Raw genomic sequence first — 24923 nt, 5'->3', positions numbered from 1 at the left:
CCGTGCAGCAGTGAGCGACGTTTCACGTGAAACACGATGACAACAATTCGCCCTTTTTGTGAGCGACACTCCGCCGCGCGCCTGTCGGCAGGGTCCCCCCGGCGCAGTCGACCCGGCGGAGTGAACGGCTCACCGCCTCCGGCGGACCCGTCCCGTCCGGGCCGCCTTGGCACGCTTGGCCGCGAAGCGCACGCCGCCCGGGCTCTCCCCGACCTCCACCCGGACCACGGTGGACAGCGGGTCCACGACCCCCTCACCCACCTGAAGGATGGAGGTCTCCACCGCACCGAGCTTGCTCAGCGCGGTGCCCGCGCTCTTCAGCTCTTCCTCCGCCGTGTCCCCCTTGAGGGCGAGCATCTCGCCGTACGGGCGCAGCAGCGGAATGCCCCAGGTGGCCAGCCGGTCCAGCGGGGCCACCGCGCGGGCCGTGACCACATGGACCGGCGGCAGCTTGCCCATCACTTCCTCGGCACGTCCCCGGACGACGGTGACATGGTCGAGCCCCAAAAGCTCCACGACCTCGGTGAGGAAGTTGGTGCGGCGCAGCAGCGGCTCCAGCAGCGTGATCTTGAGGTCCTCGCGGACCAGAGCCAGGGGGATGCCCGGGAGACCGGCACCGGAGCCGACGTCGCACACGGTCACCCCGTCGGGGACGACCTCGGAGAGCACGGCACAGTTCAGCAGGTGGCGCTCCCACAGACGGGGCACCTCCCGCGGACCGATGAGCCCTCGCTGCACTCCTGCCTCGGCCAGCAGCTCGGCGTACCGGACCGCATCCGCGAAGCGATCACCGAATACGTCACGTGCCTGCTCGGGCGCAGGGGGGAGCTCCGCTGCCTCCGTCACGGGGACCGTCCTTCCGTACCGCATCAGCGCGATCAGCGCCGACCACCAGAACTACCAGGCTGACAAAGTACGGCCCCGCCTGCGGGCAGACGGGGCCGGTGGAACGTGGGACCGCTCAGGCGGGGAGTACGACGACGAAGCGCTGCGGCTCCTCGCCCTCGGACTCGCTGCGCAGTCCGGCGGCCTTGACCGCGTCGTGCACGACCTTGCGCTCGAACGGGCTCATCGGCTTCATCCTCACGGGTTCACCGCTGCTCTTGGCCTCCGCCGCGGCCTTCGCACCCAGCTCGGACAGCTCGGTGCGCTTCTTGGCGCGGTAGCCCGCGATGTCCAGCATCAGACGGCTGCGGTCACCGGTCTCCCGGTGCACGGCCAGACGCGTCAGCTCCTGCAGCGCCTCCAGCACCTCGCCGTCCCGTCCGACCAGCTTCTGCAGCTCCCGGCTGCCGGCGTCGCTGATGATCGAGACAGAGGCGCGGTCGGCCTCGACGTCCATGTCGATGTCACCGTCGAGGTCGGCGATGTCCAGCAGACCCTCGAGGTAGTCCGCCGCGATCTCGCCCTCCTGCTCCAGGCGGGTCAGGGCGTCTGCGCCCTCGGCAGCGGCGGCGGTGGTGCCTTCCGTCACGGGATGGGCTCCTTCTTACTTCTTGGACGGGGACTTGGGCCGCTGCGGGCCCTTGCGCTGGCCGGACTGGGCCTTGCTGCGGGAGCCGTTGCCCGGCTTGGGGCCGGGCTTCTTGGCAGCAGCGGACGGGGTGTCCTGCGGCGCGTCGGTCTTCGTCTCGGCCTGGGTCTCGGGCTCGGACTTGGTCAGCGACAGGGGCTGCTCGGTGTCACCGGCGCCGGCCACCTTGGCACCACCCTGGCGCTGGGACTTGCTCTGCCGCTTGGGCTGCTGGCGCCGGGGAGCGGCGGCGGCCGTGGTGGTGGTCGTACCGTCCTCGCTCTGCACGACGACGGCGCCCTCGCCCTTGATCACGGTGCCGTCGGACTGGGCCGCCAGGCCCGCCTTGGTCAGACCGTTGATGAACTTGCGCTCGAACTCGTTGCGGTCGCGGCCCTTGGAGACGATCGCCTTGACGATGGCCTTCTCACGCCGGTTGCGGGTCTTGCCGTGGTGCGTGACGTGCTTGTACAGACGCTCCAGGTAGGCGGCCTGAGCCTTGGAACCCGGGGTCGGGTTGTTGTGGATGACGTACATCTGCTGGCCCATGGTCCACACGTTGGTGGTCAGCCAGTAGACGAGGACACCGACCGGGAAGTTGATGCCGAAGACGGCGAACATGACCGGGAAGACGTACATCAGCATCTTCTGCTGCTGCATGAACGGCGTCTTCACCGTGGTGTCGACGTTCTTCGTCATCAGCTGGCGCTGCGTGTAGAACTGCGACGCCGACATCAGGACGATCATGACCGCGGTGACGACGCGGACGTCCGTCAGCGTGGCACCGAGCTGGGCGACCTTGTCGGCGCTGTCCGTGAACTTCGCGGCCAGCGGGGCACCGACGATGTGGGCATGACGGGCGCTGGCCAGCAGCGGCTCGTTGATGACACCGATCGTCTTGCCGGTCGCGATGGCGCTCAGCACGTGGTAGAGGGCGAAGAAGAACGGGGACTGCGCCAGGATGGGAAGGCACGAGGAGAGCGGGTTGGTACCCGACTCCTTGTACAGCTTCATCATCTCTTCGGACTGACGCTGCTTGTCGTTCTTGTAGCGCTCCTGGATCTTCTTCATCTCCGGCTGGAGCGTCTGCATCGCACGCGTCGCCTTGATCTGCTTCACGAAGAGCGGGATCAGGCAGATGCGGATCAGAACCACCAGGGACACGATGGACAGGCCCCAGGCCCACCCGGTGTCAGCCCCGAAGATCGCCCCGTACACCTTGTGGAACTGGACGATGACCCAGGAGACGGGCCAGGTGATGAAACTGAAGAAGCTGGCAATCGTGTCCACTAATCATGCTCCTTGGGCATGGGACGAGGTCTTCGCGGCCGGACTCGGCGGAAGGTTTCCGTCGGTGACCGGCTCAGCGGCGGAGGGCCCGCCCTTGCGCGCACGCCAGGCGGCACGCAGCATTTCGTGCCACCGCGGACGCTTGCGCGGGGGAACGTGATCCACCCCGCCCAGCGACCACGGGTTGCACCGCAGAATCCGCCAGGCGGTGAGCGCCGTTCCCTTGACCGCGCCGTGCCGGTCGATGGCCGTGTAGCCGTAGTGGGAACACGACGGGTAGTACTTGCACACCGGCCCGAGCAACGGGCTGATGATCCACTGGTACAGCTTGATGAGAGCCAGCAGCGGGTACTTCATCGCGCGCCCCCTCCCAGCAGTCGTTGAAGGGCGGCATCCAGGTCTCGGGCCAGCTGTGCGTGATCGGCTTCGCCCGCTCCGGGTAGCGCTCGTACGACTACCAGGCTACCGGGGGGCAGCAGTGCGACCCGGTCGCGCATCAGATGGCGAAGTCTGCGCTTCACCGTGTTGCGCACGACCGCGCCACCCACTGCCTTGCTCACGACGAAACCCGCACGCGTCGGGGGAGCGCTCTCCCCAGGCGCGTGCGGGTCCGTGGCACCGCTACGTAGGTGGACGACGAGCAGCGGGCGTCCGGCTCGACGCCCTCGTCGTACCGCGGTCGCGAAGTCCTCGCGCCGCCTCAGCCGGTTCTCGGTGGGCAGCACGACGTCATGACCTGATCGGGATCAGGCGGACAGGCGGGCGCGACCCTTGCTACGGCGGGACGCGAGAATCGCGCGGCCGGCACGGGTGCGCATACGCAGCCGGAAGCCGTGGGTCTTCGCGCGACGACGGTTGTTCGGCTGGAAGGTGCGCTTGCTCACTCGGGGGCTCCAGAAAGATTCGGTAGTGGCGGGGTGCCGTCTTGGCTGTCACCGTGCGCCCACGAGTAGCTCGCAGTTACGCCCGTGTGCACCGCTTGACCGATCACCTTGACGCGATCTGTGCCCTTCGGAGGCAGGCGGCAGCAGCCATCGACAACTCGACCTGGTTACGGTACGCGCGGCTGGGCCGTCCGGTCAAACCGCGCAGTGACGGCCCAGACTTGTCCACAGCCTGGGGACAACAACTTGAACGGTACCCGCCGCGCTGACTACCGTGGGCGGACTCCCATTCGTTCCCTTGTCCCCCGTTTAGATCCCGACCCGTCCCGAACCACACGTTCGTGGGACCCCGTGAGAGAGCGTGCCCTGTGGCTGACGTACCTGCCGATCTTGCCGCAGTGTGGCCACGCGTACTGGACCAGCTCCTCGGGGAAGGCCGCGGGCAAGGCGTCGAGGCGAAGGACGAGCAGTGGATCCTGCGCTGCCAGCCCCTCGCGCTGGTCGCGGACACGGCGCTGCTCGCGGTACCGAACGAGTTCGCCAAGAGCGTGCTCGAGGGACGCCTCGCCCCGGTCGTGAGCGAGACGCTGAGCCGCGAGTGCGGACGCCCCATCCGCATCGCGATCACCGTCGACAGCTCCGTCGGCGAGACCCCGCGCCCCGCCCCCCAAGCGCCGGCGCCGCGCTACGAGGAACAGGAACTGCCCACCGGCCAGGGCGGCTACGAGACCTACGGACGCCACCGGGCCGACGCCCACCGCTCCGAGCGGCCCGACCACACCGACCCCCACCGCACCGACCCCCACCGCCCGGACCGCACCGAACGCACCGACCGGTCCGGCCGCGCCGACCAGCACGGCGGCTCCGGCGACCAGATGCCGCCCCCGCGCCCCGGCCCCCAGCAGACGGACGGCCCGGACCAGCTGCCGGTCGCCCGCCCCGCGTACCCCTCGGAGTACAGCGATCACCAGCGCACCGAGCCCGGCGCCTGGCCGCGCCCCGCCCAGGACGACTACGGCTGGCAGCAGCAGCGGCTCGGCTTCCCGGAGCGCGACCCCTACGCCTCGCCCGGCCAGGAGCCGTACGGCACCCGCGACCAGTACCGCTCGCAGGACGCCTACGGCACCCAGGACGGATACGGATCGACGAACGACTCGTACACCGGCCCGCACGAGCCCTACCCCCCGGCCCAGGAGTACCGTCCCCGGCCGATGGGACGCCCCCCGTACGACCCGTCACGCCCCGACTACGACCCCGGGCGCTCCGACTACGACCAGCGCGACTACGACCAGCGCGACTACGACCAGCGCGACCCCGGCCGCCGGGAACTGCCCGAGCCGCCGGCCGGCGCCGGGCCCCCGCACCGCGGCGGACCAGCGGGTTCCGCTCCGTCCGGAGCCGGCGTCGGCGGCACCGGCTCCGCCTCCGGCCAGTCGGCGCAGGGCCACGGGCCGGGCGAGCCGACCGCGCGGCTGAACCCGAAGTACCTCTTCGACACGTTCGTCATCGGCGCGTCCAACCGCTTCGCGCACGCGGCCGCGGTCGCCGTCGCCGAGGCACCGGCCAAGGCCTACAACCCGCTGTTCATCTACGGCGAGTCGGGACTCGGCAAGACGCACCTGCTGCACGCGATCGGGCACTACGCGCGCAGCCTCTACCCGGGCACCCGCGTGCGGTACGTCAGCTCGGAGGAGTTCACCAACGAGTTCATCAACTCCATCCGCGACGGCAAGGGCGACAGCTTCCGCAAGCGCTACCGCGAGATGGACATCCTGCTCGTCGACGACATCCAGTTCCTCGCGGACAAGGAGTCGACGCAGGAGGAGTTCTTCCACACCTTCAACACCCTCCACAACGCCAACAAGCAGATCGTGCTCTCCTCCGACCGGCCGCCCCGGCAGCTGGTCACCCTGGAGGACCGGCTGCGCAACCGCTTCGAGTGGGGCCTGACCACCGACGTCCAGCCGCCCGAGCTGGAGACGCGTATCGCGATCCTGCGCAAGAAGGCGGTGCAGGAGCAGCTGAACGCCCCGCCGGAGGTGCTGGAGTTCATCGCCTCCCGGATCTCGCGCAACATCCGCGAGCTGGAGGGCGCGCTGATCCGGGTCACGGCGTTCGCCTCGCTCAACCGGCAGCCGGTGGACCTGGGCCTGACCGAGATCGTCCTCAAGGACCTCATCCCCGGCGGCGAGGACAGCGCGCCGGAGATCACGGCGACGGCCATCATGGCGGCCACGGCCGACTACTTCGGGCTCACGGTCGAGGACCTGTGCGGCACCTCCCGCGGCCGTGCCCTGGTCACGGCACGCCAGATCGCCATGTACCTGTGCCGTGAGCTGACCGACCTGTCGCTGCCGAAGATCGGCGCGCAGTTCGGCGGCCGCGACCACACGACCGTCATGCACGCCGACCGCAAGATCCGCGCGCTGATGGCCGAACGGCGTTCCATCTACAACCAGGTCACCGAGCTGACCAACCGCATCAAGAACGGCTGAGCACAGCCCGTACGGGCAGCGGTGGGGCGCCCTCCGGACCAACGGCTCCGGGGAGCGCCCCACAGCCGTACGCGGGTCCCACCACGCCCCACAGCCGCACGCGGGATCCACCACGCCCGACGGCCGGAGAGCGGGCTCCACAGCCGTGCACGGGGACCCACGGCCGCATGCGGGGCTTCACCACGCGGGGGTCCGGAGCCGGGACGCCGCCGGCCCGGCCGAGCGCGGATTCCGGGCGGCGTCGCCCGACACCACGCCCGGCCGGGCGCCGGACACCGCCGACCACCCGCCCCACCGAAGGCCCCGAACGCCGTCGCGGCCGCCTGGGACGACGCCCTGCTCCCGTGCGGCGACGTGTGTCGACGCGCTCCGGCCCTGCCCCGCTGTTCGATTAACTGCCTGGTTACGGCCTCTCTCCACAGATTCGGTGACTTTCTTCCGTCCACATCCTGGGGACCGCGAAGTTGTCCCGAACGGCGTCCACAGGCACCCGCCCCAAAACCCGTCCCCGCAGCTCAGGGGGCTGTGGAATCGTGGACGAAGGATCTCCACAGGCTGTGGACGAAGCCGTGATCCACAGGCTGTGCAAGAAGTTGTCCACGGGCAACCCACAGGACGCGGTCAGTTGTCCCCAATGATCGGTGGCTTCTCCACATGGTTGTCCACTGTTCGGCAACCCGGCACACCTGGTCACCGCGTCGAGTGAAAGCCGTCACACCAAGCTGCCGGATTGGGGTGTGGGCAACTTGGGTAAACCTGGGGATGCAGCTGGGGAGAACTCCACTCAGGCTGTGGGCGAGGTGTGCAGAACTTTCTGTTCTCCACAGAGACGCCGAGTTGTCCACTGGTGTCACCCACAGGGTCCGTGGACAAAATTCCTGCTCTGAGCTGGGCAAACGGGGTTATCCACCGTATCCACAGGCCCTACTACTACTCCCAACCAGTAAGAGAGCGGAATCCGTTTCGAAGCGGGGCCTGTGCACAACTCGCCCTCTCGAGCCCGGCCGCCCCTCCGAGCGACTTGACCCCGACGGGCACCTGCTGTCAGTGGCGTGCGTCAGACTGGTCCCCGGTGCTCCTCCCGTCACAGCGGGCGGTGACACCGAGTCGGAGGACTCAGCAGCAACACAGGAGGCGGCTTACGGTGAAGATCCGGGTGGAACGCGACGTACTCGCGGAGGCAGTGGCCTGGGCGGCACGCAGCCTCCCGGCCCGTCCGCCGGCGCCTGTTCTCGCCGGCCTGCTGCTCAAGGCGGAGGACGGCCAGCTGAGCCTGTCCAGCTTCGACTACGAGGTCTCCGCCCGGGTGTCGGTGGACGCCGAGGTCGAGGAGGAGGGCACCGTCCTCGTCTCCGGCCGGCTGCTCGCCGACATCTCCCGCGCGCTGCCCAACCGGCCGGTGGAGATTTCCACAGACGGTGTACGGGCGACGGTGGTCTGCGGTTCCTCGCGCTTCACCCTCCACACCCTGCCGGTGGAGGAGTACCCGGCGCTCCCGCAGATGCCGAACGCCACCGGCACGGTCCCCGGCGAGGTGTTCGCCTCCGCCGTGCAGCAGGTGGCCATCGCCGCCGGCCGTGACGACACCCTGCCGGTGCTCACCGGTGTGCGCATCGAGATCGAGGGCGACACGGTGACGCTGGCGTCCACCGACCGCTACCGCTTCGCGGTCCGCGAGTTCCTGTGGAAGCCGGAGAACCCGGACGTCTCCGCGGTCGCCCTGGTCCCCGCCAAGACGCTCCAGGACACCGCCAAGGCGCTGACCAGCGGTGACAGCGTCATCCTGGCGCTCTCGGGCTCCGGCGCGGGCGAGGGTCTGATCGGCTTCGAGGGCGCGGGCCGCCGCACCACCACCCGCCTGCTCGAAGGCGACCTGCCGAAGTACCGCACGCTGTTCCCCACCGAGTTCAACAGCGTCGCGGTCATCGAGACCGCCCCGTTCGTCGAGGCCGTCAAGCGCGTGGCCCTGGTCGCCGAGCGCAACACCCCGGTGCGGCTCAGCTTCGAGCAGGGCGTGCTCATCCTGGAGGCCGGCTCCAGCGACGACGCACAGGCTGTGGAAAGGGTGGACGCCCAGCTCGAGGGCGACGACATCTCCATCGCCTTCAACCCGACGTTCCTGCTGGACGGCCTGAGCGCCATCGACTCCCCGGTGGCCCAGCTGTCGTTCACCACGTCCACCAAGCCCGCCCTGCTCAGCGGCAAGCCGGCCGTGGACGCCGAGGCGGACGACGCCTACAAGTACCTGATCATGCCGGTCCGCCTGAGCGGCTGACCGGGCGCCGCCCCCCTGGCCGCTGGTCCACGTCGGCGGCCGGCGGCCGTACGTATGAGCGGGTATGCCCACGGATGTGCGGGAGCGTCCGGGTCTAGGCTCGGACGCGGGCACGGAAGTGCTCCCACATCCCGTCGGACACCTCATAAGGACACAACTGATGGAGCTCGGTCTCGTCGGCCTCGGCAAGATGGGCGGCAACATGCGCGAGCGGATACGCCGCGCGGGTCACACCGTCATCGGATACGACCGCAACCCGGACCTCGCGGACGTCCACAGCCTCTCTGAGCTTGTGGACAAGCTGACGGGTCCCCGCGTGGTCTGGGTGATGGTCCCGGCCGGTGGCCCGACCCAGTCGACCATCGACGAGCTCGCCGAGCTGCTGCAGCCCGGCGACGTCGTCGTGGACGGCGGCAACTCCCGCTGGACGGACGACGAGAAGCACGCCCGCGAGCTGGCCGCCAAGGGCATCGGCTTCGTCGACTGCGGCGTCTCCGGCGGCGTGTGGGGCCTGGAGAACGGCTACGCGCTGATGTACGGCGGCGACGCGGAGAACGTCGCCAAGGTGCAGCCGGTCTTCGACGCGCTGAAGCCGGAGGGCGACTTCGGCGCGGTGCACGCGGGCAGGGTCGGCGCGGGCCACTTCGCGAAGATGGTCCACAACGGCATCGAGTACGCGATGATGCAGGCCTACGCCGAGGGCTGGGAGCTGCTCGAGAAGGTCGACTCCGTGGACAACGTCCGCGAGGTGTTCCGCTCCTGGCAGGAGGGGACCGTCATCCGGTCCTGGCTGCTGGACCTCGCGGTCAACGCCCTCGACGACGACGAGCACCTGGAGGGGCTGCGCGGCTTCGCCCAGGACTCCGGCGAGGGCCGGTGGACCGTCGAGGCGGCCATCGACAACGCCGTGCCGCTGCCCGCGATCACGGCGTCGCTGTTCGCGCGGTTCGCCTCCCGCCAGGAGGACTCGCCGCAGATGAAGATGATCGCCGCGCTGCGCAACCAGTTCGGCGGCCACGCCGTGGAGAAGAAGTAGTCCGCAGGACGACATCACGGACACACCGGACGGTCCACCGGACCCGCGGCCCCGCCGGGTTCGGCGGATCCGGCCGGAGATCCACAGAACCCCCCGGATCCGCAGGGTCCGTACAGGACATGGACCGCCCGGTGGTCCACCCGCTGGAGGAGGCCGGCGAACGACCATGCACGTCACGCATCTGTCGCTGGCCGACTTCCGCTCGTACGCCCGGGCCGAGGTGCCGCTCGACCCGGGCGTCACCGCGTTCGTCGGCCCCAACGGCCAGGGGAAGACGAATCTCGTCGAGGCGGTCGGCTACCTCGCCACCCTCGGCAGCCACCGGGTCTCCTCCGACGCGCCGCTGGTCCGCATGGGCGCCGAGCGGGCGGTGATCCGGGCGCAGGTGCGGCAGGGCGAGCGGCAGCAGCTGGTCGAACTGGAGCTGAACCCCGGCCGCGCCAACCGGGCCCGTATCAACCGTTCCTCGCAGGTCAGGCCGCGTGACGTGCTCGGCATCGTGCGGACGGTGCTGTTCGCGCCCGAGGATCTGGCCCTGGTCAAGGGCGATCCGGGTGAGCGCCGCCGCTTCCTGGACGAGCTGATCACGGCCCGCTCGCCGCGCATGGCGGGCGTACGCTCCGACTACGAACGGGTCCTCAAGCAGCGCAACACCCTGTTGAAGTCCGCGGCGCTCGCCCGCCGCCACGGCGGACGCTCCATGGATCTGTCCACGCTGGACGTGTGGGACCAGCACCTGGCGCGCGCGGGTGCCGAGCTGCTGGCCCAGCGCCTGGACCTGATCGCGACGCTCCAGCCGCTGGCCGACAAGGCGTACGAGCAGCTGGCGCCGGGCGGGGGGCCGGTCGCGCTGGAGTACAAGCCGTCCGCGCCCGGCGAGGCGCATACGCGTGAGGAGCTGTTCGCGCAGCTCATCGCGGCGCTCGCGGAGGTGCGCAAGCAGGAGATCGAGCGGGGCGTGACCCTGGTGGGTCCGCATCGGGACGATCTGGTTCTCAAGCTGGGCCGGCTGCCTGCCAAGGGGTACGCGTCGCACGGTGAGTCGTGGTCGTATGCGCTGGCGCTGCGGCTGGCGTCGTACGACCTGCTGCGTGCGGAGGGCAACGAGCCGGTGCTGGTCCTGGACGACGTCTTCGCGGAGCTGGACGCCCGTCGTCGTGAGCGGCTGGCCGAGCTGGTCGCGCCCGGGGAGCAGGTCCTGGTGACCGCGGCGGTGGACGACGACGTGCCGCACGTGCTGGCGGGGGCCCGGTTCGCCGTGTCGGGCGGGGCGGTGGAGCGCGTATGAGCGGCGAGTGGGAGGCGGCGTCCGGTCCCGGGAAGGCATCGCGGGCGCCGGGGGCTCGTGACGGGGAGAAGGCGGCGAAGGCGTCCGGGCGGGGCCCGGAGCCGTCCGGTGTGGATCTCGCGCGGGTGGCGTTGCGTGCGGCCAAGGAGGCGGCCCGCGCGCGGGGCGAGGCGACGCAGCAGAAGCAGCAGGCGCGGCGTGGCGGGCTGCGTTCGGGTGCGCGTGGGGACGGCCGTGATCCGATGGCGCTCGGTGCGGCGATCAACCGGCTGATCACGGAGCGCGGCTGGGAGACTCCCGCGGCGGTCGGCGGGGTGATGGGGCGCTGGCCGCAGATCGTGGGTGCGGACGTGGCCAAGCACTGTGTGCCGGAGAGGTACGACGAGGACGAGCGGGTCCTGGCCGTGCGGTGTGACTCGACGGCCTGGGCGACGAACCTGCGGCTGCTCGCTCCGACGCTGGTGGCCCGGCTCAACGAGGATCTGGGGCACGGTGCGGTCCGGTTGATCAAGGTGCACGGTCCGGGTGGCGGTGTGCGCCGGCACGGCCCGCTGCGGGCTCCTGGCAGTACGGGTCCGGGCGACACCTACGGGTGACGGGCCGTTCTGCAGGGCGGTGGGGGCCCTTCCCGTGGTGGGTGACAGAGATCACACGGGGTGGTCTCGGAGGGTGTGCGCGGACCCGCTGAACGGTCCCGCCCCGCGACCGCACGCGCTTGCGAATCCCGACCTGACCCTGGAGTAGCGAAGGGTTGACGCCTCAAAGCGCTGAGTGCCGCTGTGAGCCTCTTGGAGCCCCCATCCACATATCGGGACCCGGCCAAGACCGGTTCAGGGCGCCACATGCGGACTCAGGTACCCGCAAACCCCCATCACTGTCGGCGCTACCGGTAGACTGGAAGCCGATCCCGCCCCGAACGTGGGGACCGTCCGGGAAATAGCTGAGCAACGCTGATCAGGGCTTACCAACGCAACATGCCGCAGCCGCTCCGGCGACCCTCCCCCCGGGAGGGGGGAAACCCCAGGAGCCCGGCTCGTGCTGTGCCAGAAAGGGCGCTTCGTGGCCGATTCCGGCAACCCCAACGAGAACATCCCGTCCACCGAAGCCGGCGCCGTGGCGCCGGTGGCCTCTGCGAACGGTGAGGCCACGGCCTCGTACGACGCCAGCGCCATCACCGTCCTCGAGGGTCTGGACGCGGTCCGCAAGCGACCCGGTATGTACATCGGCTCCACCGGCGAGCGCGGTCTGCACCACCTTGTGTACGAGGTCGTCGACAACTCCGTCGACGAGGCGCTGGCAGGGCACGCGGACACCATCGACGTGACGATCCTGTCCGACGGCGGCGTCCGCGTCGTCGACAACGGCCGTGGCATCCCGGTGGGCATCGTCGCCTCCGAGGGCAAGCCGGCCGTCGAGGTCGTCCTCACCGTGCTGCACGCGGGCGGCAAGTTCGGCGGCGGCGGCTACGCGGTCTCCGGCGGTCTGCACGGCGTGGGCGTCTCCGTGGTGAACGCCCTGTCCTCGAAGGTCTCCGTCGAGATCAGGACCGACGGGTACCGCTGGACGCAGGACTACAAGCTGGGTGTTCCGACGGCGCCGCTGGCCCGGCACGAGGCGACCGAGGAGACGGGTACGTCCGTCACCTTCTGGGCCGACCCGGACATCTTCGAGACCACCGAGTACTCCTTCGAGACGCTCTCGCGGCGCTTCCAGGAGATGGCGTTCCTCAACAAGGGCCTGACGATCCGGCTGACCGACGAGCGCGAGTCGGCGAAGGCCACCAGCGGTGCGGACGAGGCGGGCGCCGACCAGAAGGACGAGGTCAAGTCCGTCGCCTACCACTACGAGGGCGGCATCGTCGACTTCGTGAAGTACCTCAACTCCCGCAAGGGAGAGGTGGTGCACCCCACGATCATCGACCTGGAGGCGGAGGACAAGGACAAGAGCCTGTCCCTCGAGGTCGCCATGCAGTGGAACGGCGGCTACAGCGAGGGCGTGTACTCCTTCGCGAACATCATCCACACGCATGAGGGCGGTACGCACGAGGAGGGCTTCCGTGCGGCCCTGACCAGCCTGATCAACAAGTACGCGCGGGACAAGAAGCTGCTGCGCGACAAGGACGACAACCTCACGGGCGACGACATCCGCGAGGGTCTGACCGCGATCATCTCGGTCAAGCTGAGCGAGCCGCAGTTCGAGGGCCAGACCAAGACCAAGCTGGGCAACACCGAGGCGAAGACCTTCGTCCAGCGGGCCGTCTACGAACACCTGAACGACTGGCTGGACCGCAACCCGGTCGAGGCGGCGGACATCATCCGCAAGGGCATCCAGGCGGCCACCGCCCGCGTGGCGGCCCGCAAGGCCCGCGACCTCACCCGCCGCAAGGGGCTGCTGGAGTCCGCGTCCCTGCCGGGCAAGCTCTCCGACTGCCAGTCGAACGACCCCACCAAGTGCGAGATCTTCATCGTCGAGGGTGACTCCGCCGGCGGCTCGGCCAAGTCCGGCCGCAACCCGGAGTACCAGGCGATCCTGCCGATCCGCGGCAAGATCCTCAACGTCGAGAAGGCGCGGATCGACAAGATCCTGCAGAACCAGGAGATCCAGGCGCTGATCTCCGCGTTCGGCACGGGTGTGCACGAGGACTTCGACATCGAGAAGCTCCGCTATCACAAGATCATCCTGATGGCGGACGCCGACGTCGACGGCCAGCACATCAGCACCCTGCTGCTCACCTTCCTGTTCCGCTTCATGCGGCCGCTGGTCGAGGCCGGGCACGTGTACCTCTCCCGCCCCCCGCTCTACAAGATCAAGTGGGGCCGGGAGGACATCGAGTACGCGTACTCCGACCGCGAGCGCGACGCGCTCCTGGAGATGGGCCGCCAGCGCGGCAAGCGCGTGCGCGAGGACTCGATCCAGCGCTTCAAGGGCCTCGGCGAGATGAACGCCGAGGAGCTGCGCGTGACCACCATGGACCAGGAGCACCGCGTGCTGGGCCAGGTGACCCTCGACGACGCCGCCCAGGCCGACGACCTGTTCTCGGTCCTGATGGGCGAGGACGTCGAGGCCCGCCGGCAGTTCATCCAGCGCAACGCCAAGGACGTCCGCTTCCTCGACATCTGAGTCGGTCTCAGCTGACCGCACCAGGAAGGATCCCCACCAGCAATGGCCGACGAGAACACCCCCGTCACCCCTGAAGAGGGCGGCGACGTCGCGATGCGTGTCGAGCCCGTCGGGCTCGAGACGGAGATGCAGCGCTCCTACCTCGACTACGCGATGTCCGTCATCGTCTCGCGTGCGCTGCCCGACGTCCGGGACGGCCTCAAGCCCGTCCACCGCCGTGTCCTGTACGCCATGTACGACGGCGGCTACCGCCCCGAGCGCGGCTTCTACAAGTGCGCCCGCGTCGTCGGCGACGTCATGGGCAACTACCACCCGCACGGCGACTCCTCGATCTACGACGCGCTGGTCCGCCTGGCGCAGCCCTGGTCGATGCGGATGCCGCTGGTGGACTCCAACGGCAACTTCGGCTCCCCGGGCAACGACCCGGCGGCGGCGATGCGCTACACCGAGTGCAAGCTGGCGCCGCTGTCGATGGAGATGGTCCGCGACATCGACGAGGAGACCGTCGACTTCACGGACAACTACGACGGCCGCTCCCAGGAGCCGACCGTCCTGCCCGCCCGCTTCCCGAACCTGCTGATCAACGGCTCGGCCGGTATCGCGGTCGGCATGGCGACCAACATCCCGCCGCACAACCTGCGCGAGGTCGCCGCCGGCGCCCAGTGGTACCTGGAGAACCCCGAGGCCTCGCACGAGGAGCTGCTCGACGCGCTCATCGAGCGCATCAAGGGCCCGGACTTCCCGACCGGTGCGCTGGTCGTGGGCCGCAAGGGCATCGAGGAGGCGTACCGCACCGGCCGCGGCTCCATCACCATGCGCGCGGTCGTCGAGGTCGAGGAGATCCAGAACCGCCAGTGCCTGGTGGTCACCGAGCTGCCGTACCAGGTCAACCCGGACAACCTCGCGCAGAAGATCGCCGACCTGGTCAAGGACGGCAAGATCGGCGGCATCGCCGACGTCCGCGACGAGACGTCCTCGCGCACGGGCCAGCGGCTGGTCATCGTGCTCAAGCGGGACGCGGTCGCCAAGGTCGTCCTGAACAACCTCTACAAGCACACCGACCTGCAGACCAACTTCGGCGCCAACATGCTGGCGCTGGTCGACGGCGTGCCGCGCACCCTGTCGCTGGACGCGTTCATCCGCCACTGGGTGACGCACCAGATCGAGGTCATCGTCCGCCGGACCCGTTTCCGGCTGCGCAAGGCCGAGGAGCGCGCCCACATCCTGCGTGGTCTGCTGAAGGCCCTGGACGCGATCGACGAGGTCATCGCGCTCATCCGGCGCAGTGACACCGTCGAGATCGCCCGCGGCGGCCTGATGGGCCTCCTGGAGATCGACGAGATCCAGGCCAACGCCATCCTGGAGATGCAGCTGCGCCGGCTGGCCGCCCTGGAGCGCCAGAAGATCGTCCAGGAGCACGACGAGCTGCAGGCGAAGATCAACGAGTACAACGAGATCCTGGCCTCCCCGGTCCGTCAGCGCGGCATCGTCAGCGAGGAGCTGGCCGCGATCGTCGAGAAGTACGGCGACGACCGCAAGACCAAGCTGATCCCCTACGAGGGCGACATGTCCATCGAGGACCTGATCGCCGAGGAGGACATCGTCGTCACGGTCACCCGCGGCGGCTACATCAAGCGGACCAAGACCGACGACTACCGCGCCCAGAAGCGCGGCGGCAAGGGCGTGCGCGGCGCGAAACTGAAGGAAGACGACATCGTCGACCACTTCTTCGTCTCCACCACGCACCACTGGCTGCTGTTCTTCACCAACAAGGGCCGGGTGTACCGGGCGAAGGCGTACGAGCTGCCGGACGCCGGCCGGGACGCGCGCGGCCAGCACGTGGCGAACCTGCTGGCCTTCCAGCCGGACGAGGCGATCGCCGAGATCCTCGCGATCCGCGACTACGAGGCGGCCCCGTACCTGGTGCTCGCCACCAAGGCCGGACTGGTCAAGAAGACGCCTCTGAAGGATTACGATTCGCCTCGCTCCGGCGGCGTCATCGCCATCAACCTGCGCGAGCGGGAGGACGGCAGCGACGACGAACTGATCGGCGCGGAACTCGTCTCGGCCGACGACGATCTCCTTCTGATCAGCAAGAAGGCGCAATCGATCAGGTTCACCGCCTCGGACGACACCCTGCGTCCCATGGGCCGCGCCACCTCGGGCGTGAAGGGCATGAGCTTCCGCGAGAGCGACGAACTGCTGTCGATGAATGTGGTGCGACCCGGTACGTTCGTGTTCACTGCCACCGACGGCGGGTACGCCAAGCGGACCCGGGTCGACGAGTACCGCGTCCAGGGCCGCGGCGGCCTCGGCATCAAGGCCGCCAAGATCGTGGAGGACCGCGGTTCGCTCGTGGGCGCGCTGGTTGTCGAGGAGAGCGACGAGATCCTCGCGATCACACTCTCGGGCGGAGTGATTCGCACGCGAGTCAGCGGGGTCAGGGAGACGGGCCGTGACACCATGGGCGTCCAACTGATCAACCTGGGCAAGCGCGATGCCGTCGTCGGTATCGCACGTAACGCCGAGGCGGGACGCGAGGCGGAGGAAGTCGACGGCGACGTGGCCGTGGACGAGACCGCCGAAGATGTCGCGACCGCCGGCACGGACGAGGGTGAGGCGCCCTCGGCCGAGTAGCACGAGGAGTGAGTCATCGTGAGCGGAGCCACGGGCGCCGGATCGTCCGGTACCTCCACTGGTACGGAATCGGGCGGCGGCCGTGGCTCCGCCGCGCGTGCGACGGACTCGCACACCACCAACCTGAACGCGATCAAGTCGCCCGCGACCGACTCGCACTCGCCCACGCACGGATCCCAGGGGGGAACGGTGACGGACACCCGAGGCCCGCAGACGCAGGGCCAGCCCGCGGCCGGGCGGCAGGCGGGCCCGGCGGCCCAGCAGCACGCCGCGGGCTCCCCGCTGCCCGGCGAGCGGCAGCCGCAGCAGCACACGGGGCCGTACCACCCGCCGCAGGCCTACCCGGCGTCCGCGGGGGCAGGCGACCGGTCCGGCACGGTGCGCCGGCCGCGCACGGGCGCCCGGACCACGCCGCGCACCCGCAAGGCACGCCTGCGCGTGGCCAAGGCCGACCCGTGGTCGGTCATGAAGGTCAGCTTCCTGCTCTCCATCGCCCTGGGCATCTGCACCGTCGTGGCGTCCGCCGTGCTGTGGATGGTCATGAACGCGATGGGCGTCTTCTCCACGGTCGGCGGGACGATCTCCGAGGCGACCGGCTCCACCGAGTCGAACGGCTTCGACCTGCAGTCCTTCCTGTCCCTGCCGCACGTCCTGATGTTCGCGACGATCATCGCGGTCATCGACGTCGTCCTGGCGACGGCGCTGGCGACCCTCGGGGCGTTCATCTACAACCTCTCGGCGGGCTTCGTCGGCGGTATCGAGCTGACGCTGGCCGAGGACGAGTGAGACACCTCGCGGCGCGCCCCCGGCTCCGGGGGCGCCCGCCGGTTCCGCAGGGCCGCGGACGGTCCCGAACCCCCGCCGGCGGCCCTGCGACAACCGATTTTGGGACTGCCCCCCTCGTGCGCTAATCTTCAGGAGTCAGCGCGCGGGACATACACCGCAGAGCGCGGCGGGGCTATAGCTCAGTTGGTTAGAGCGCATCCCTGATAAGGATGAGGCCACAGGTTCAAATCCTGTTAGCCCCACCAGCACGAAGACCCCCAGTCGATACCGGCTGGGGGTCTTTGGCATTCACGGCTGACATCAGCCGATGAGTGGGTCTTCCAGAAGCTCCGCGAGGAGTGCGACCGCTTCCCGCTCGTCGTCGCCCACCACGTGGGTGCAGACGTCCATGGTCATACGGTCAAAGACGATGCCTCCGGCGGGGGATCGGCCGGCACCGGGATGGAGGGGCGCCGTCGCCGACCGCGGGCACGTGGGAGCTGGAGTGAGTGGTGGGCTGAGGTGTTTCACCGGCCGCCGTTGGTTCCGGCGTGGAACCTTGTCAGGGCAAAGATGATGAAGAGGTCAAGTGTCATCACGGGGATCGCCCACAGCGGGTAGTAGGGAATGAACATGAACTGGGTGATCAGGCTGATCGCTGCCACCGTTGCGCCGGCCCCGCGACCCCAGCTCTGGTTCGTCACGACTCCCATGCCGGCAATGACCAGTGCCAGTCCGACCACGATGTGAATCCAGCCCCAAGCGGTGAGGTCGAACCGGTAGGCGTACCGGGAAGGGGCGAACAAGCGGTCCCGTGCGATGCCGGACGCCCCCATGAGGATGCTGAGGGGCCCGCTGAGCATCATCACAGCGCCGGCGAAGAGGGACGCGCCGCTGAGTCCTTCACCGCTGCCTGGTCCTCCATGGCCCCGCCGTGTCTCGCTCGGTATCGCTGCCATGGCCGCCACCTTCCTGTACAACACGGTCGCCGACGCGCGACGCCGCTGCGACGCCGGCCACGCTCCACTGACAGGATCACTGCGATCCTTCGGCACCGCGACCGGAAGGAGAAGCACGATCGCGGTGATCACGGCGCTGTTGCTCGTCCGAGCGCACGGGGGGTCTTTCGTGTGCGGTGACAGGGGAGGGCGGGCAGGGCTTCGGCCGTCCTCTCAGCCGTCAGGATGTCCCTCTCCTGTCCAGCAGGCCGCAGGGGCCGGTGCCGTGGTGTCGGCGGGCATGGGAGGGCCCCGGTCGGCGGGCCGACCGGGGACTCGGGTCCTGCGGGGTGGTGCGCTGTCGCTGACTGGTGCGGTGGTGCGTTTCGGTGGTGCAGTACGCGGTTCGCCGTTACGTCATGGGTGGTGCTGAGGGCCCCGGCGGCACCGGGGCGGCGCTGTCAGCGCTGCAGCGGGATGCTGGGGCGGGCCGGAGGTTCGGCGGGGGCGCAGTCGGGATCGGTGGCGAGCGAGGGGGCGTCGGCCGGCGAGCGGTGCCGACAGCTCGGGGACTTCCCGTGGGCCTCGGCGCGGATCCGCTGTTTCATCGTGGGGGGCAGGGACCGGGCATGGGACCTGAACCTGGGCCAGGAGGCTGTCGTCTGGGCCGGCACCCTCGCGGTGGTGCTCTTGGGTGCCGTCTCGGGCTGCGGCGCGGCCGTGGCCGCCGAGGCGGTCGTGGTGACGAGTCCGAGCGCCGTGCAGAGCGCGAGGAAGGCGGTGACGATGGCGGTCCACAGCTTCATGACCTTGTGCTGGTCCATGTCCCCTCACTTTCGGGTTGGGCGATTTGCGTACTTTGCTCATCATGTGTATGAGCGCCGCGAAGTGGTGGACCGACGCCCGCGGCGCGGGGATCTTCGGATGAACACCACTCGGATGGACGCATGAGCGGCGAAAAGCTGCCCAGAGGGGAGGAGGACGGGCAAATGTCACCGTCCGTGGGGAGCTGATCACGCTCTGGCCGGAGCGGTTCGGGGCGTGTCTACTGCGTTACCGTGCCTGACAGTTGAGGGCCCATGCAGGTCACCGATCGATATCGGTCGGTGTGTATAGTCGGGCGGCAGAGGTCCCCTACGTCAAGGAAAGACGAGGTCGCGCGGTGAAGAAGCTTCTCCTGGTCGCACTGGCCGCCATCGGCGGGCTCCTCGTGTACCGCCAGATCCAGGCGGATCGCGCCGAGCAGGATCTGTGGACGGAGGCGACTGACTCCGTGCCCACGGGTTCATGAGCACCGACATCCAGTACTGAGCAGACCCCGGCCGCCGCAGCGGTCGGGGTTTTGTGTGTGCGGGTCCCGCCGGTTCCCCCGCGTTGCGGGACCGGCTCACGTGAGGTAGCCGTGGGACGGGCCCGCTTCCCGACCCGGACGTTCCGGACGCTCGTACGGAACGCGCGGACGGCGCGACGCCGCACGGGGCAGGATGGCCGACGTCCGAAGCGGCGGCGGCGAACACGGGGGTGGCGCGGGGATGAGACGGCCCACGGCCGGAGGGCGGATTCCCGCGCGGCCTCGCCCGCCCGGTGAGGTTCCCCAGGGCGGACGGGGACGCGGACCGTGGCGGTGGCGGTGGCCTACGGGGCGACACGTCGGCGCGAGCGGACCACGGAGGGCCGGCCGGGGACGCCTGCGCCCGGCCGCCGTGACGGTGCCGGTGACCTTGGCCGCCGCGCTGTGGCTGCCGGCCGCCCTGACGGCACCGAGCGCACTCGCCGCCGCCACGCCCGGTCCGTACGCGCCGGGCGCGGGTACGCCTGAGTACGCGCTCGCCGCCGCTACGCCTGATGCGTACGCGCCGGGCGCCGTCACGCCCGGCCCCTACGCGCTCGCCGCCGCCACGCCGGATCCCTACGCTTCCGCGGGCGGTACCCCGGCGGCCCTGGGAACCGGGGCCGGGACGGGAGCCGGGGCCGCCGCGGACGCGGGACGGCTCGAACCCGGCCGCACCCACCGCGGCTCCCTGCCCCGCAACGGCAGGCTCTCCTACCGCCTCGACCTCGACGCCACGTCCACCGCGTACGTCTCCGCCACGGCCCTCCCCGGCGCGGGCACCACGGTCTCCGCCACCGACGGCCTCAGCGTGTCCGTGCGCGACGCCCACGGCGAACCCTGCTCCTACCAGGCCACCCGGTTCGCCGCGAGCCACAGTCCGCACCCCATCGCCGCGTGGGGAGTCCGTGAGGCCTCCCCCGGCCATGCACTGTGCCAGGGCGCCGGCACCTACCAGGTGCTCGTCGAGCGCACCAGCGCCACCGGCTCCTCACCGGACACCTGGCCCCTGGAACTGTCCGTCGTGTCCGAGCCGCCCCTCGAACGGGCCGCGGCGACGAAGCCGCCCACGTCCTGGGACTCGGCCTCCCCCCGGCCGGTCACCGGGGAGCCGGTGGACCGGCCGGGCGGTACCGGGTTCGCACACGCCACCCCGGTCGGACAGGGCGTCTGGCAGGACCGTATCCGGCCCGGCGGGACGCTGTTCTACCGGGTCCCCGTGGACTGGGCGCAGCACCTGGGCGCCACCGCCGACCTCGCGGCCGCGAACGGCGGCAGCGGCTACGCCGACGGCGCGCTGACCCTCTCCCTCTACAACCCGGTGCGCGGGTACGTGGAGGAGGCGTACGCCGGTTACAGCGGCCGGCCCGCGTCCGCCGCCCTCGCGCCTCTGCCGCCCGTCGCCTACGCGAACCGCTACGGTTTCGCCGACCAGGCCAAGGCCATGCGGTTCGCGGGCTCCTACTACCTGGTCGTGCACCTCGCGGCACAGACCGCGCAGGCGTTCGGCGAGGGACCCTACGGGCTGACCCTGCGCGTACGGGTCGGCGGCGCGGCGGGGGCGGGGCCGGGGTACGCGGGCCGGTCCGAGCCGCAGGGCCTGTTCGAGGTCACGGCAGGAGACCGGGGCGCGGCGAGCGCCCGCGGTGCCCGGGCGGTGGACGGCTCCACGGGGCTGCGGCTGCTCGCGGTGGGCGGCATCGGCACGGGGACCGCCCTCCTGGCCGTCCTGGGGGTGTGGACGCTGACCGCCCGGCGCGGGGCGGCGGCCGGTGCGCAGACGGACGGCTCTCACAGCCGGAACAGCGCCCACAGGCCCACGGCGTAGCAGGCCAGCGCCAGGAGGAGCAGGGGAACCGCCACCGCCGGGGACGGGCCGGGGCGGCGGGGGCGTACGGCACGGTGCCGGGAGATCGCCCGGGCCGGGACGGGAACCCGCGGGGGCTGAGCGGTGTACGAAGCGGTAGCGGCATCAGCGCGTTGCCGCGTCGCCGGAGCGACCTGGCCGGCGGAGGGCCGGGGCGCGTGCGGACCGGGGGCGAGCGGCAGCACATGCGTGGGGTCGCGGGGGGAGACGTGGCCGGCGGGGGCGGCCGGCGTGCCGGCCACCGGGACCGGCGGCGTCCCGTTGTTGTTGGCGGCGGCGGGCCGGGGCGGCGGCAGGCGGAAGCTGCCGGTGTCCGAGGCCGCTGCGGGGCCGGTCTGTCCGGAGGCCGGCGGCCGGGCATCCTGCGGGGTCCGAGCGGCCGCGGGGGCCGCGGATCCGGTTCCGGAGCCGGACGGGGAACCGGGACCAGAGGCCGGGCCGGGCGCGGGGTCGGGGGCGGGTGCCGCGCCCGGGGTGCGCGCGAGGAGGCCGCCGGTGGCCCGGGAGCCACCGGGGGGATGCGGGCGTTCGCCGTGGTGAGGCCGACCGAGGCCGTGCGGGTGGTCCAGGCCGTCCGGGCCGTCGGGGCCGAAACCCGGCGGGAGCGGGCCCAGTTGGTCGAAGATCTCGATCGGCTCGTCGTCGGGGCCGGGCTCGGGGAGGAGTTCGACGGCCGCGGCCAGTGCCTTGCGCGCCCCCGTGGCCGTGCGGAAGCGCGCCTGCGGGTCAGGTTGCAGCAGCCCGGCCACGACCTGCCACAGCGGCTCGGGAACACCCTGGGGCGCGCCGGGCGTCCCGTGCTCCACGAAGTGCTCCACCAGCGCCCGGGCGTCCGGTCTGGCGCCCTGCAGCAGATAGAGGGCGACCAGACCGGTGGCGAACAGATCGGCGGGGAAGTCCGGCTCGGCACCCATCATCTGTTCGGGGGCCAGGTACCCGGGCGTCCCCACCACCAGGTCGGTCTCGGTGAGCCGTGGTTCGCCCAGCCGCATGGCGATGCCGAAGTCCGACAGCCGCAGCCGGGGACGCCCGGTCCCGGTGGCCTCCAGCAAAATGTTGGCGGGCTTGATGTCCCGGTGCACGATCTGCTCGGCGTGGACCGCGGCGAGCCCCGCCAGCAACTGGTCCAGCAGGGTGCAGACGAACGCCGCGGGCAGCGGCCCGTAGTCCCCGACCAGATGGACCAGCGACCCGCCGGCCACCAGGTCCATGGTGAACAGGACCTTGTCGTCGTCGGCGGCCCAGCTGGCCGGGGCCAGCACATGCGGATGGTCGATGCGCAGCGCCTGTTCCCGTACGAAACGCAGCAGGGCGTGCGCGTCGCTCTGCCGGAGGACCTTTGCTGCCACATACCGGTGGCGGCGGTGGTCCCAGGCACGCCAGACCTCGCCGACCCCACCGTGTCCGATCGGATCGGCCAGCTCGTAACGGCCCGCGAAGACCTCACCCATGGCTGTGCGTCGCTCCTCCCCCGGGGGTCACCCCCGTTGCTTCCCCGCGACGCGCGCCACGACCCCTTCGGACAGGGTCAGTTCTGGTGCGACTGGTAGTGCGCCACGGCGTCGGAGGTGCGGCCGGCGCCGTAGACCCGGAGGAACTCGGCCAGTTCGGGATGGCTGGGGGCGAGGCTGTCCGCGGCCTCGATGATGTCGCCCGCGGCGGCGACCGAACGCAGCAGCGACTGGATCTCGCGGACCACGCGCTTGACGGTCGGCGCCCCCGAACCGCTCGTCGTCTGCGTGGTGTTGCTGAGCACCGAGCCCCCTTGCGACCTCTTGATCTCGTCCATGCGCTCGGTCGCCTCGGCCGCGCTGACGCTGCCGTCGGCGACCTGGCCCGCCAGATCCTGCAGCAACTGCACCCGCTGGACCACCGCCGGATTGCCGATCTTCGCCCGCTGGCCGCTCATCAGCTGCGACAGCATCGGTGCCGACAGCCCCAGGACCCCCGCCAGACGCGCCTGGTTGAGACCCAGATCGTCTATGAGCTTGCGGAAGAGCGCCCCCAACGGCTCCCCGTACCAGTTCCGCTGCAGTTCCCGCGCTCTTGCGGTGGCTTCCTGCTGTGCGGCGTCCATGTGCGTCTCCCCATCGCTTCCCCAAGTACCGCGGTTCGCTGTAGCGAACCCCGCGGAGCATCTTACGGAGAGTGGTCGGTGACGGGGACCCCTATCTTTTTGCGAGAACCGGGGGGTGACCCGGTACTCTGGTCTGCGGCACCCGACCGGCGGGCGGTTCCTCCGGGCGGATGCTCCTCTTTCGGGGCCTTAGCTCAGTTGGTAGAGCGCTGTCTTTGCATGGCAGATGTCAGGGGTTCGACTCCCCTAGGCTCCACGCGCACCAAGAAGCTCCCCCTCCATCCGGGACGTACGGATCGAGGGGGAGCTTCTTCGTGTGCCACGCGTACGAGGTGTGGAGCCGGGACGGGATCAGCCCTTGTCGTCGTCCGGCTGCTCCTCGGCCTCCTTCGCCTGGACCTCCGGGTCCAGGACGCTCTGACCGCTGCCGTCGACCGAGGTCAGACGGCCGGCCTCCGGGACCTCGGTGGCGGCCGGCGGCTCCACCAGCCAGTCCGGGTTGGCCTGCTTGTCCCACCACTTCCATGCCGCGAAGGCACCACCCGCCAGCACCCCGGCGACCACCAGCACCTTCGCGACCCGGCCGGCCCGCGCCCGCCGGTTCTGCCTGCGGGCCAGCTTCTGGATCTTCTGCGCCGGGACCTGGCCGCGCAGCGCGACCAGGGCGGCGGCGCCGCGCGCGGCGGCCTCGTCGGCGACCGGCGCCGCCGCGGCCATCGCCTGCTCGATCCGCGGCCTGGAGTACTCGGCGGCCTGCCGTGCGGCCCTGCGGGTCCGCTCGGCCGCCTCCTGGGCGGCCTGGTCGATCTTCGGCGGCACATAGGTCATGGCCTGCGTGCGGGCCTGTTCGAGCCGGGGCGCGACGTAGGCGCCGTACTGGACGCGGGCCTGGTCGGCGGCGAGCGACACCTTCGGCGCAAGCCGTACGCGTGCCTCGTGCGCGTAGTGAGCGGCCCTCTCCTTGGCGGTGTCGGCGTAGGGCGCCACCACTTCCGCGGCGTGCAGCACGCTGTCCTTCGCCGAGCCGGTCGCGGCGCGCACGCTGTCGATGCGGGTCACGGGTTCCTCCTCCTCGGTGGCGTACGGTAATTCGACTTTCCACCCTTTTACGGATCATGCCTGCCAACGGGCCCCGAGGCATGTGACGACGCGCATCCGGGTCATGCGCGCCGCCTCGCACCGGGGCTCCTCCTCCGGCCGAGCGAGGCCGGGAGACGAACACGTACACGTACTGCCTGCAACGGTGGATGAAGGAATGCAGGGGTGTGCAGGAGTGGATATAGGGACAAAAGAAGCTTCCCGACGACAATGCCACGGATCGCCGCCCCGCGCTCCCGTCCCGGGACGACTCACCCCGTTTTCCGCAACCGATTCCCGCCGATCACCGCCCGGAAGCGGGCGCCGCACG

Annotated in this window: 20 protein-coding genes, 2 tRNA genes and 2 pseudogenes; 13 read left to right on the top strand and 11 right to left on the bottom strand. The window is 70.5% G+C overall.

Going from position 1 to position 24923, the window contains the following annotated elements:
* Window positions 1-129: 129 nt before the first annotated feature.
* The 6 genes from rsmG to rpmH form a co-directional block, all read right to left on the bottom strand.
* Window positions 130-846, bottom strand: coding sequence for a 16S rRNA (guanine(527)-N(7))-methyltransferase RsmG (rsmG, locus tag AC6I72_RS15900; RefSeq protein ID WP_498001487.1), 717 nt, complete (start codon window positions 844-846; stop codon window positions 130-132).
* 115 nt (window positions 847-961) lie between these two features.
* Complete coding sequence (locus AC6I72_RS15895; protein ID WP_498001486.1) at window positions 962-1474, bottom strand: Jag family protein; 513 nt, start codon at window positions 1472-1474, stop codon at window positions 962-964.
* A 15-nt stretch (window positions 1475-1489) separates the two neighbouring features.
* Window positions 1490-2803 carry a membrane protein insertase YidC gene (gene yidC, locus AC6I72_RS15890; protein WP_498001484.1) on the bottom strand — a complete coding sequence of 438 codons (1314 nt, stop codon included), beginning with the start codon at window positions 2801-2803 and terminating at the stop codon, window positions 1490-1492.
* Between the two features lie 3 nt (window positions 2804-2806).
* Window positions 2807-3160: a membrane protein insertion efficiency factor YidD gene (yidD, locus tag AC6I72_RS15885; RefSeq protein WP_498001482.1), complete on the bottom strand. Its 354-nt coding sequence runs from the start codon at window positions 3158-3160 to the stop codon at window positions 2807-2809.
* Window positions 3157-3528: a ribonuclease P protein component gene (gene rnpA, locus AC6I72_RS15880; protein ID WP_078884024.1), complete on the bottom strand. Its 372-nt coding sequence runs from the start codon at window positions 3526-3528 to the stop codon at window positions 3157-3159. Before rnpA ends, yidD begins: the two co-directional genes overlap by 4 nt.
* A 21-nt stretch (window positions 3529-3549) precedes the next feature.
* Complete coding sequence (gene rpmH / locus AC6I72_RS15875) at window positions 3550-3687, bottom strand: 50S ribosomal protein L34 (RefSeq protein WP_003956500.1); 138 nt, start codon at window positions 3685-3687, stop codon at window positions 3550-3552.
* A 368-nt stretch (window positions 3688-4055) separates the two neighbouring features.
* Between rpmH and AC6I72_RS15870 the strand changes: the two are divergent.
* From AC6I72_RS15870 to AC6I72_RS15825, 10 genes and pseudogenes are all read left to right on the top strand, one after another.
* Window positions 4056-4812, top strand: a pseudogene (locus AC6I72_RS15870) (chromosomal replication initiator protein DnaA); the annotation flags it as partial.
* Between the two features lie 317 nt (window positions 4813-5129).
* Window positions 5130-6182, top strand: a pseudogene (gene dnaA / locus AC6I72_RS15865) (chromosomal replication initiator protein DnaA); the annotation flags it as partial.
* Between the two features lie 1144 nt (window positions 6183-7326).
* Window positions 7327-8457 carry a DNA polymerase III subunit beta gene (gene dnaN / locus AC6I72_RS15860; RefSeq protein ID WP_037856188.1) on the top strand — a complete coding sequence of 377 codons (1131 nt, stop codon included), beginning with the start codon at window positions 7327-7329 and terminating at the stop codon, window positions 8455-8457.
* A gap of 160 nt (window positions 8458-8617) precedes the next feature.
* Entirely contained in the window at window positions 8618-9493 is an 876-nt protein-coding gene (gene gnd, locus AC6I72_RS15855) for a phosphogluconate dehydrogenase (NAD(+)-dependent, decarboxylating) (protein WP_498001481.1), read from the top strand.
* A gap of 166 nt (window positions 9494-9659) precedes the next feature.
* The gene (gene recF, locus AC6I72_RS15850; protein ID WP_498001479.1) at window positions 9660-10781 is read left to right on the top strand and encodes a DNA replication/repair protein RecF; all 1122 of its coding nucleotides are present in this window, start codon (window positions 9660-9662) and stop codon (window positions 10779-10781) included.
* Complete coding sequence (locus tag AC6I72_RS15845) at window positions 10778-11377, top strand: DciA family protein (protein ID WP_498001477.1); 600 nt, start codon at window positions 10778-10780, stop codon at window positions 11375-11377. Before recF ends, AC6I72_RS15845 begins: the two co-directional genes overlap by 4 nt.
* 463 nt (window positions 11378-11840) lie before the next feature.
* On the top strand, window positions 11841-13901 hold the full coding sequence (gene gyrB / locus AC6I72_RS15840) for a DNA topoisomerase (ATP-hydrolyzing) subunit B (RefSeq protein WP_498004708.1): 2061 nt from the start codon (window positions 11841-11843) through the stop codon (window positions 13899-13901).
* Window positions 13902-13943: 42 nt separating this feature from the next.
* On the top strand, window positions 13944-16538 hold the full coding sequence (gene gyrA / locus AC6I72_RS15835; protein ID WP_498001475.1) for a DNA gyrase subunit A: 2595 nt from the start codon (window positions 13944-13946) through the stop codon (window positions 16536-16538).
* Between the two features lie 18 nt (window positions 16539-16556).
* Window positions 16557-17324 carry a DUF3566 domain-containing protein gene (locus AC6I72_RS15830; RefSeq protein WP_498001473.1) on the top strand — a complete coding sequence of 256 codons (768 nt, stop codon included), beginning with the start codon at window positions 16557-16559 and terminating at the stop codon, window positions 17322-17324.
* Between the two features lie 168 nt (window positions 17325-17492).
* Window positions 17493-17569 (top strand) — tRNA-Ile (locus AC6I72_RS15825).
* A 261-nt stretch (window positions 17570-17830) separates the two neighbouring features.
* Here AC6I72_RS15825 and AC6I72_RS15820 read toward each other — a convergent pair.
* Window positions 17831-18394, bottom strand: coding sequence for a DUF7144 family membrane protein (locus tag AC6I72_RS15820; protein WP_498001471.1), 564 nt, complete (start codon window positions 18392-18394; stop codon window positions 17831-17833).
* Window positions 18395-18702: 308 nt separating this feature from the next.
* Complete coding sequence (locus tag AC6I72_RS15815; RefSeq protein ID WP_498001469.1) at window positions 18703-19065, bottom strand: DUF6344 domain-containing protein; 363 nt, start codon at window positions 19063-19065, stop codon at window positions 18703-18705.
* A 338-nt stretch (window positions 19066-19403) separates the two neighbouring features.
* Between AC6I72_RS15815 and AC6I72_RS15810 the strand changes: the two genes are divergently transcribed.
* Window positions 19404-19532, top strand: a complete 129-nt coding sequence (locus AC6I72_RS15810) for a DLW-39 family protein (protein ID WP_003999697.1) — start codon at window positions 19404-19406, stop codon at window positions 19530-19532.
* A gap of 424 nt (window positions 19533-19956) precedes the next feature.
* Window positions 19957-21399, top strand: coding sequence for a hypothetical protein (locus tag AC6I72_RS15805; RefSeq protein ID WP_498001467.1), 1443 nt, complete (start codon window positions 19957-19959; stop codon window positions 21397-21399).
* Here AC6I72_RS15805 and AC6I72_RS15800 read toward each other — a convergent pair.
* Both AC6I72_RS15800 and AC6I72_RS15795 read right to left on the bottom strand, forming a co-directional pair.
* The gene (locus AC6I72_RS15800) at window positions 21363-22889 is read right to left on the bottom strand and encodes a serine/threonine-protein kinase (protein WP_498001465.1); all 1527 of its coding nucleotides are present in this window, start codon (window positions 22887-22889) and stop codon (window positions 21363-21365) included. The genes AC6I72_RS15805 and AC6I72_RS15800 overlap by 37 nt on opposite strands.
* A 77-nt stretch (window positions 22890-22966) precedes the next feature.
* The gene (locus AC6I72_RS15795; RefSeq protein WP_037863877.1) at window positions 22967-23515 is read right to left on the bottom strand and encodes a helix-turn-helix domain-containing protein; all 549 of its coding nucleotides are present in this window, start codon (window positions 23513-23515) and stop codon (window positions 22967-22969) included.
* 183 nt (window positions 23516-23698) lie between these two features.
* Between AC6I72_RS15795 and AC6I72_RS15790 the strand changes: the two genes are divergently transcribed.
* Window positions 23699-23771: transfer RNA gene (locus AC6I72_RS15790), tRNA-Ala, on the top strand.
* 95 nt (window positions 23772-23866) lie between these two features.
* Here AC6I72_RS15790 and AC6I72_RS15785 read toward each other — a convergent pair.
* Window positions 23867-24574, bottom strand: a complete 708-nt coding sequence (locus tag AC6I72_RS15785) for a DUF5324 family protein (protein ID WP_498001463.1) — start codon at window positions 24572-24574, stop codon at window positions 23867-23869.
* Window positions 24575-24923 lie beyond the last annotated feature (349 nt).

The organism is Streptomyces sp. Xyl84 (assembly GCF_059731885.1).
Note: the sequence above shows the minus strand (reverse complement) of the source record. Positions and strands in the feature narration are given on the sequence as shown.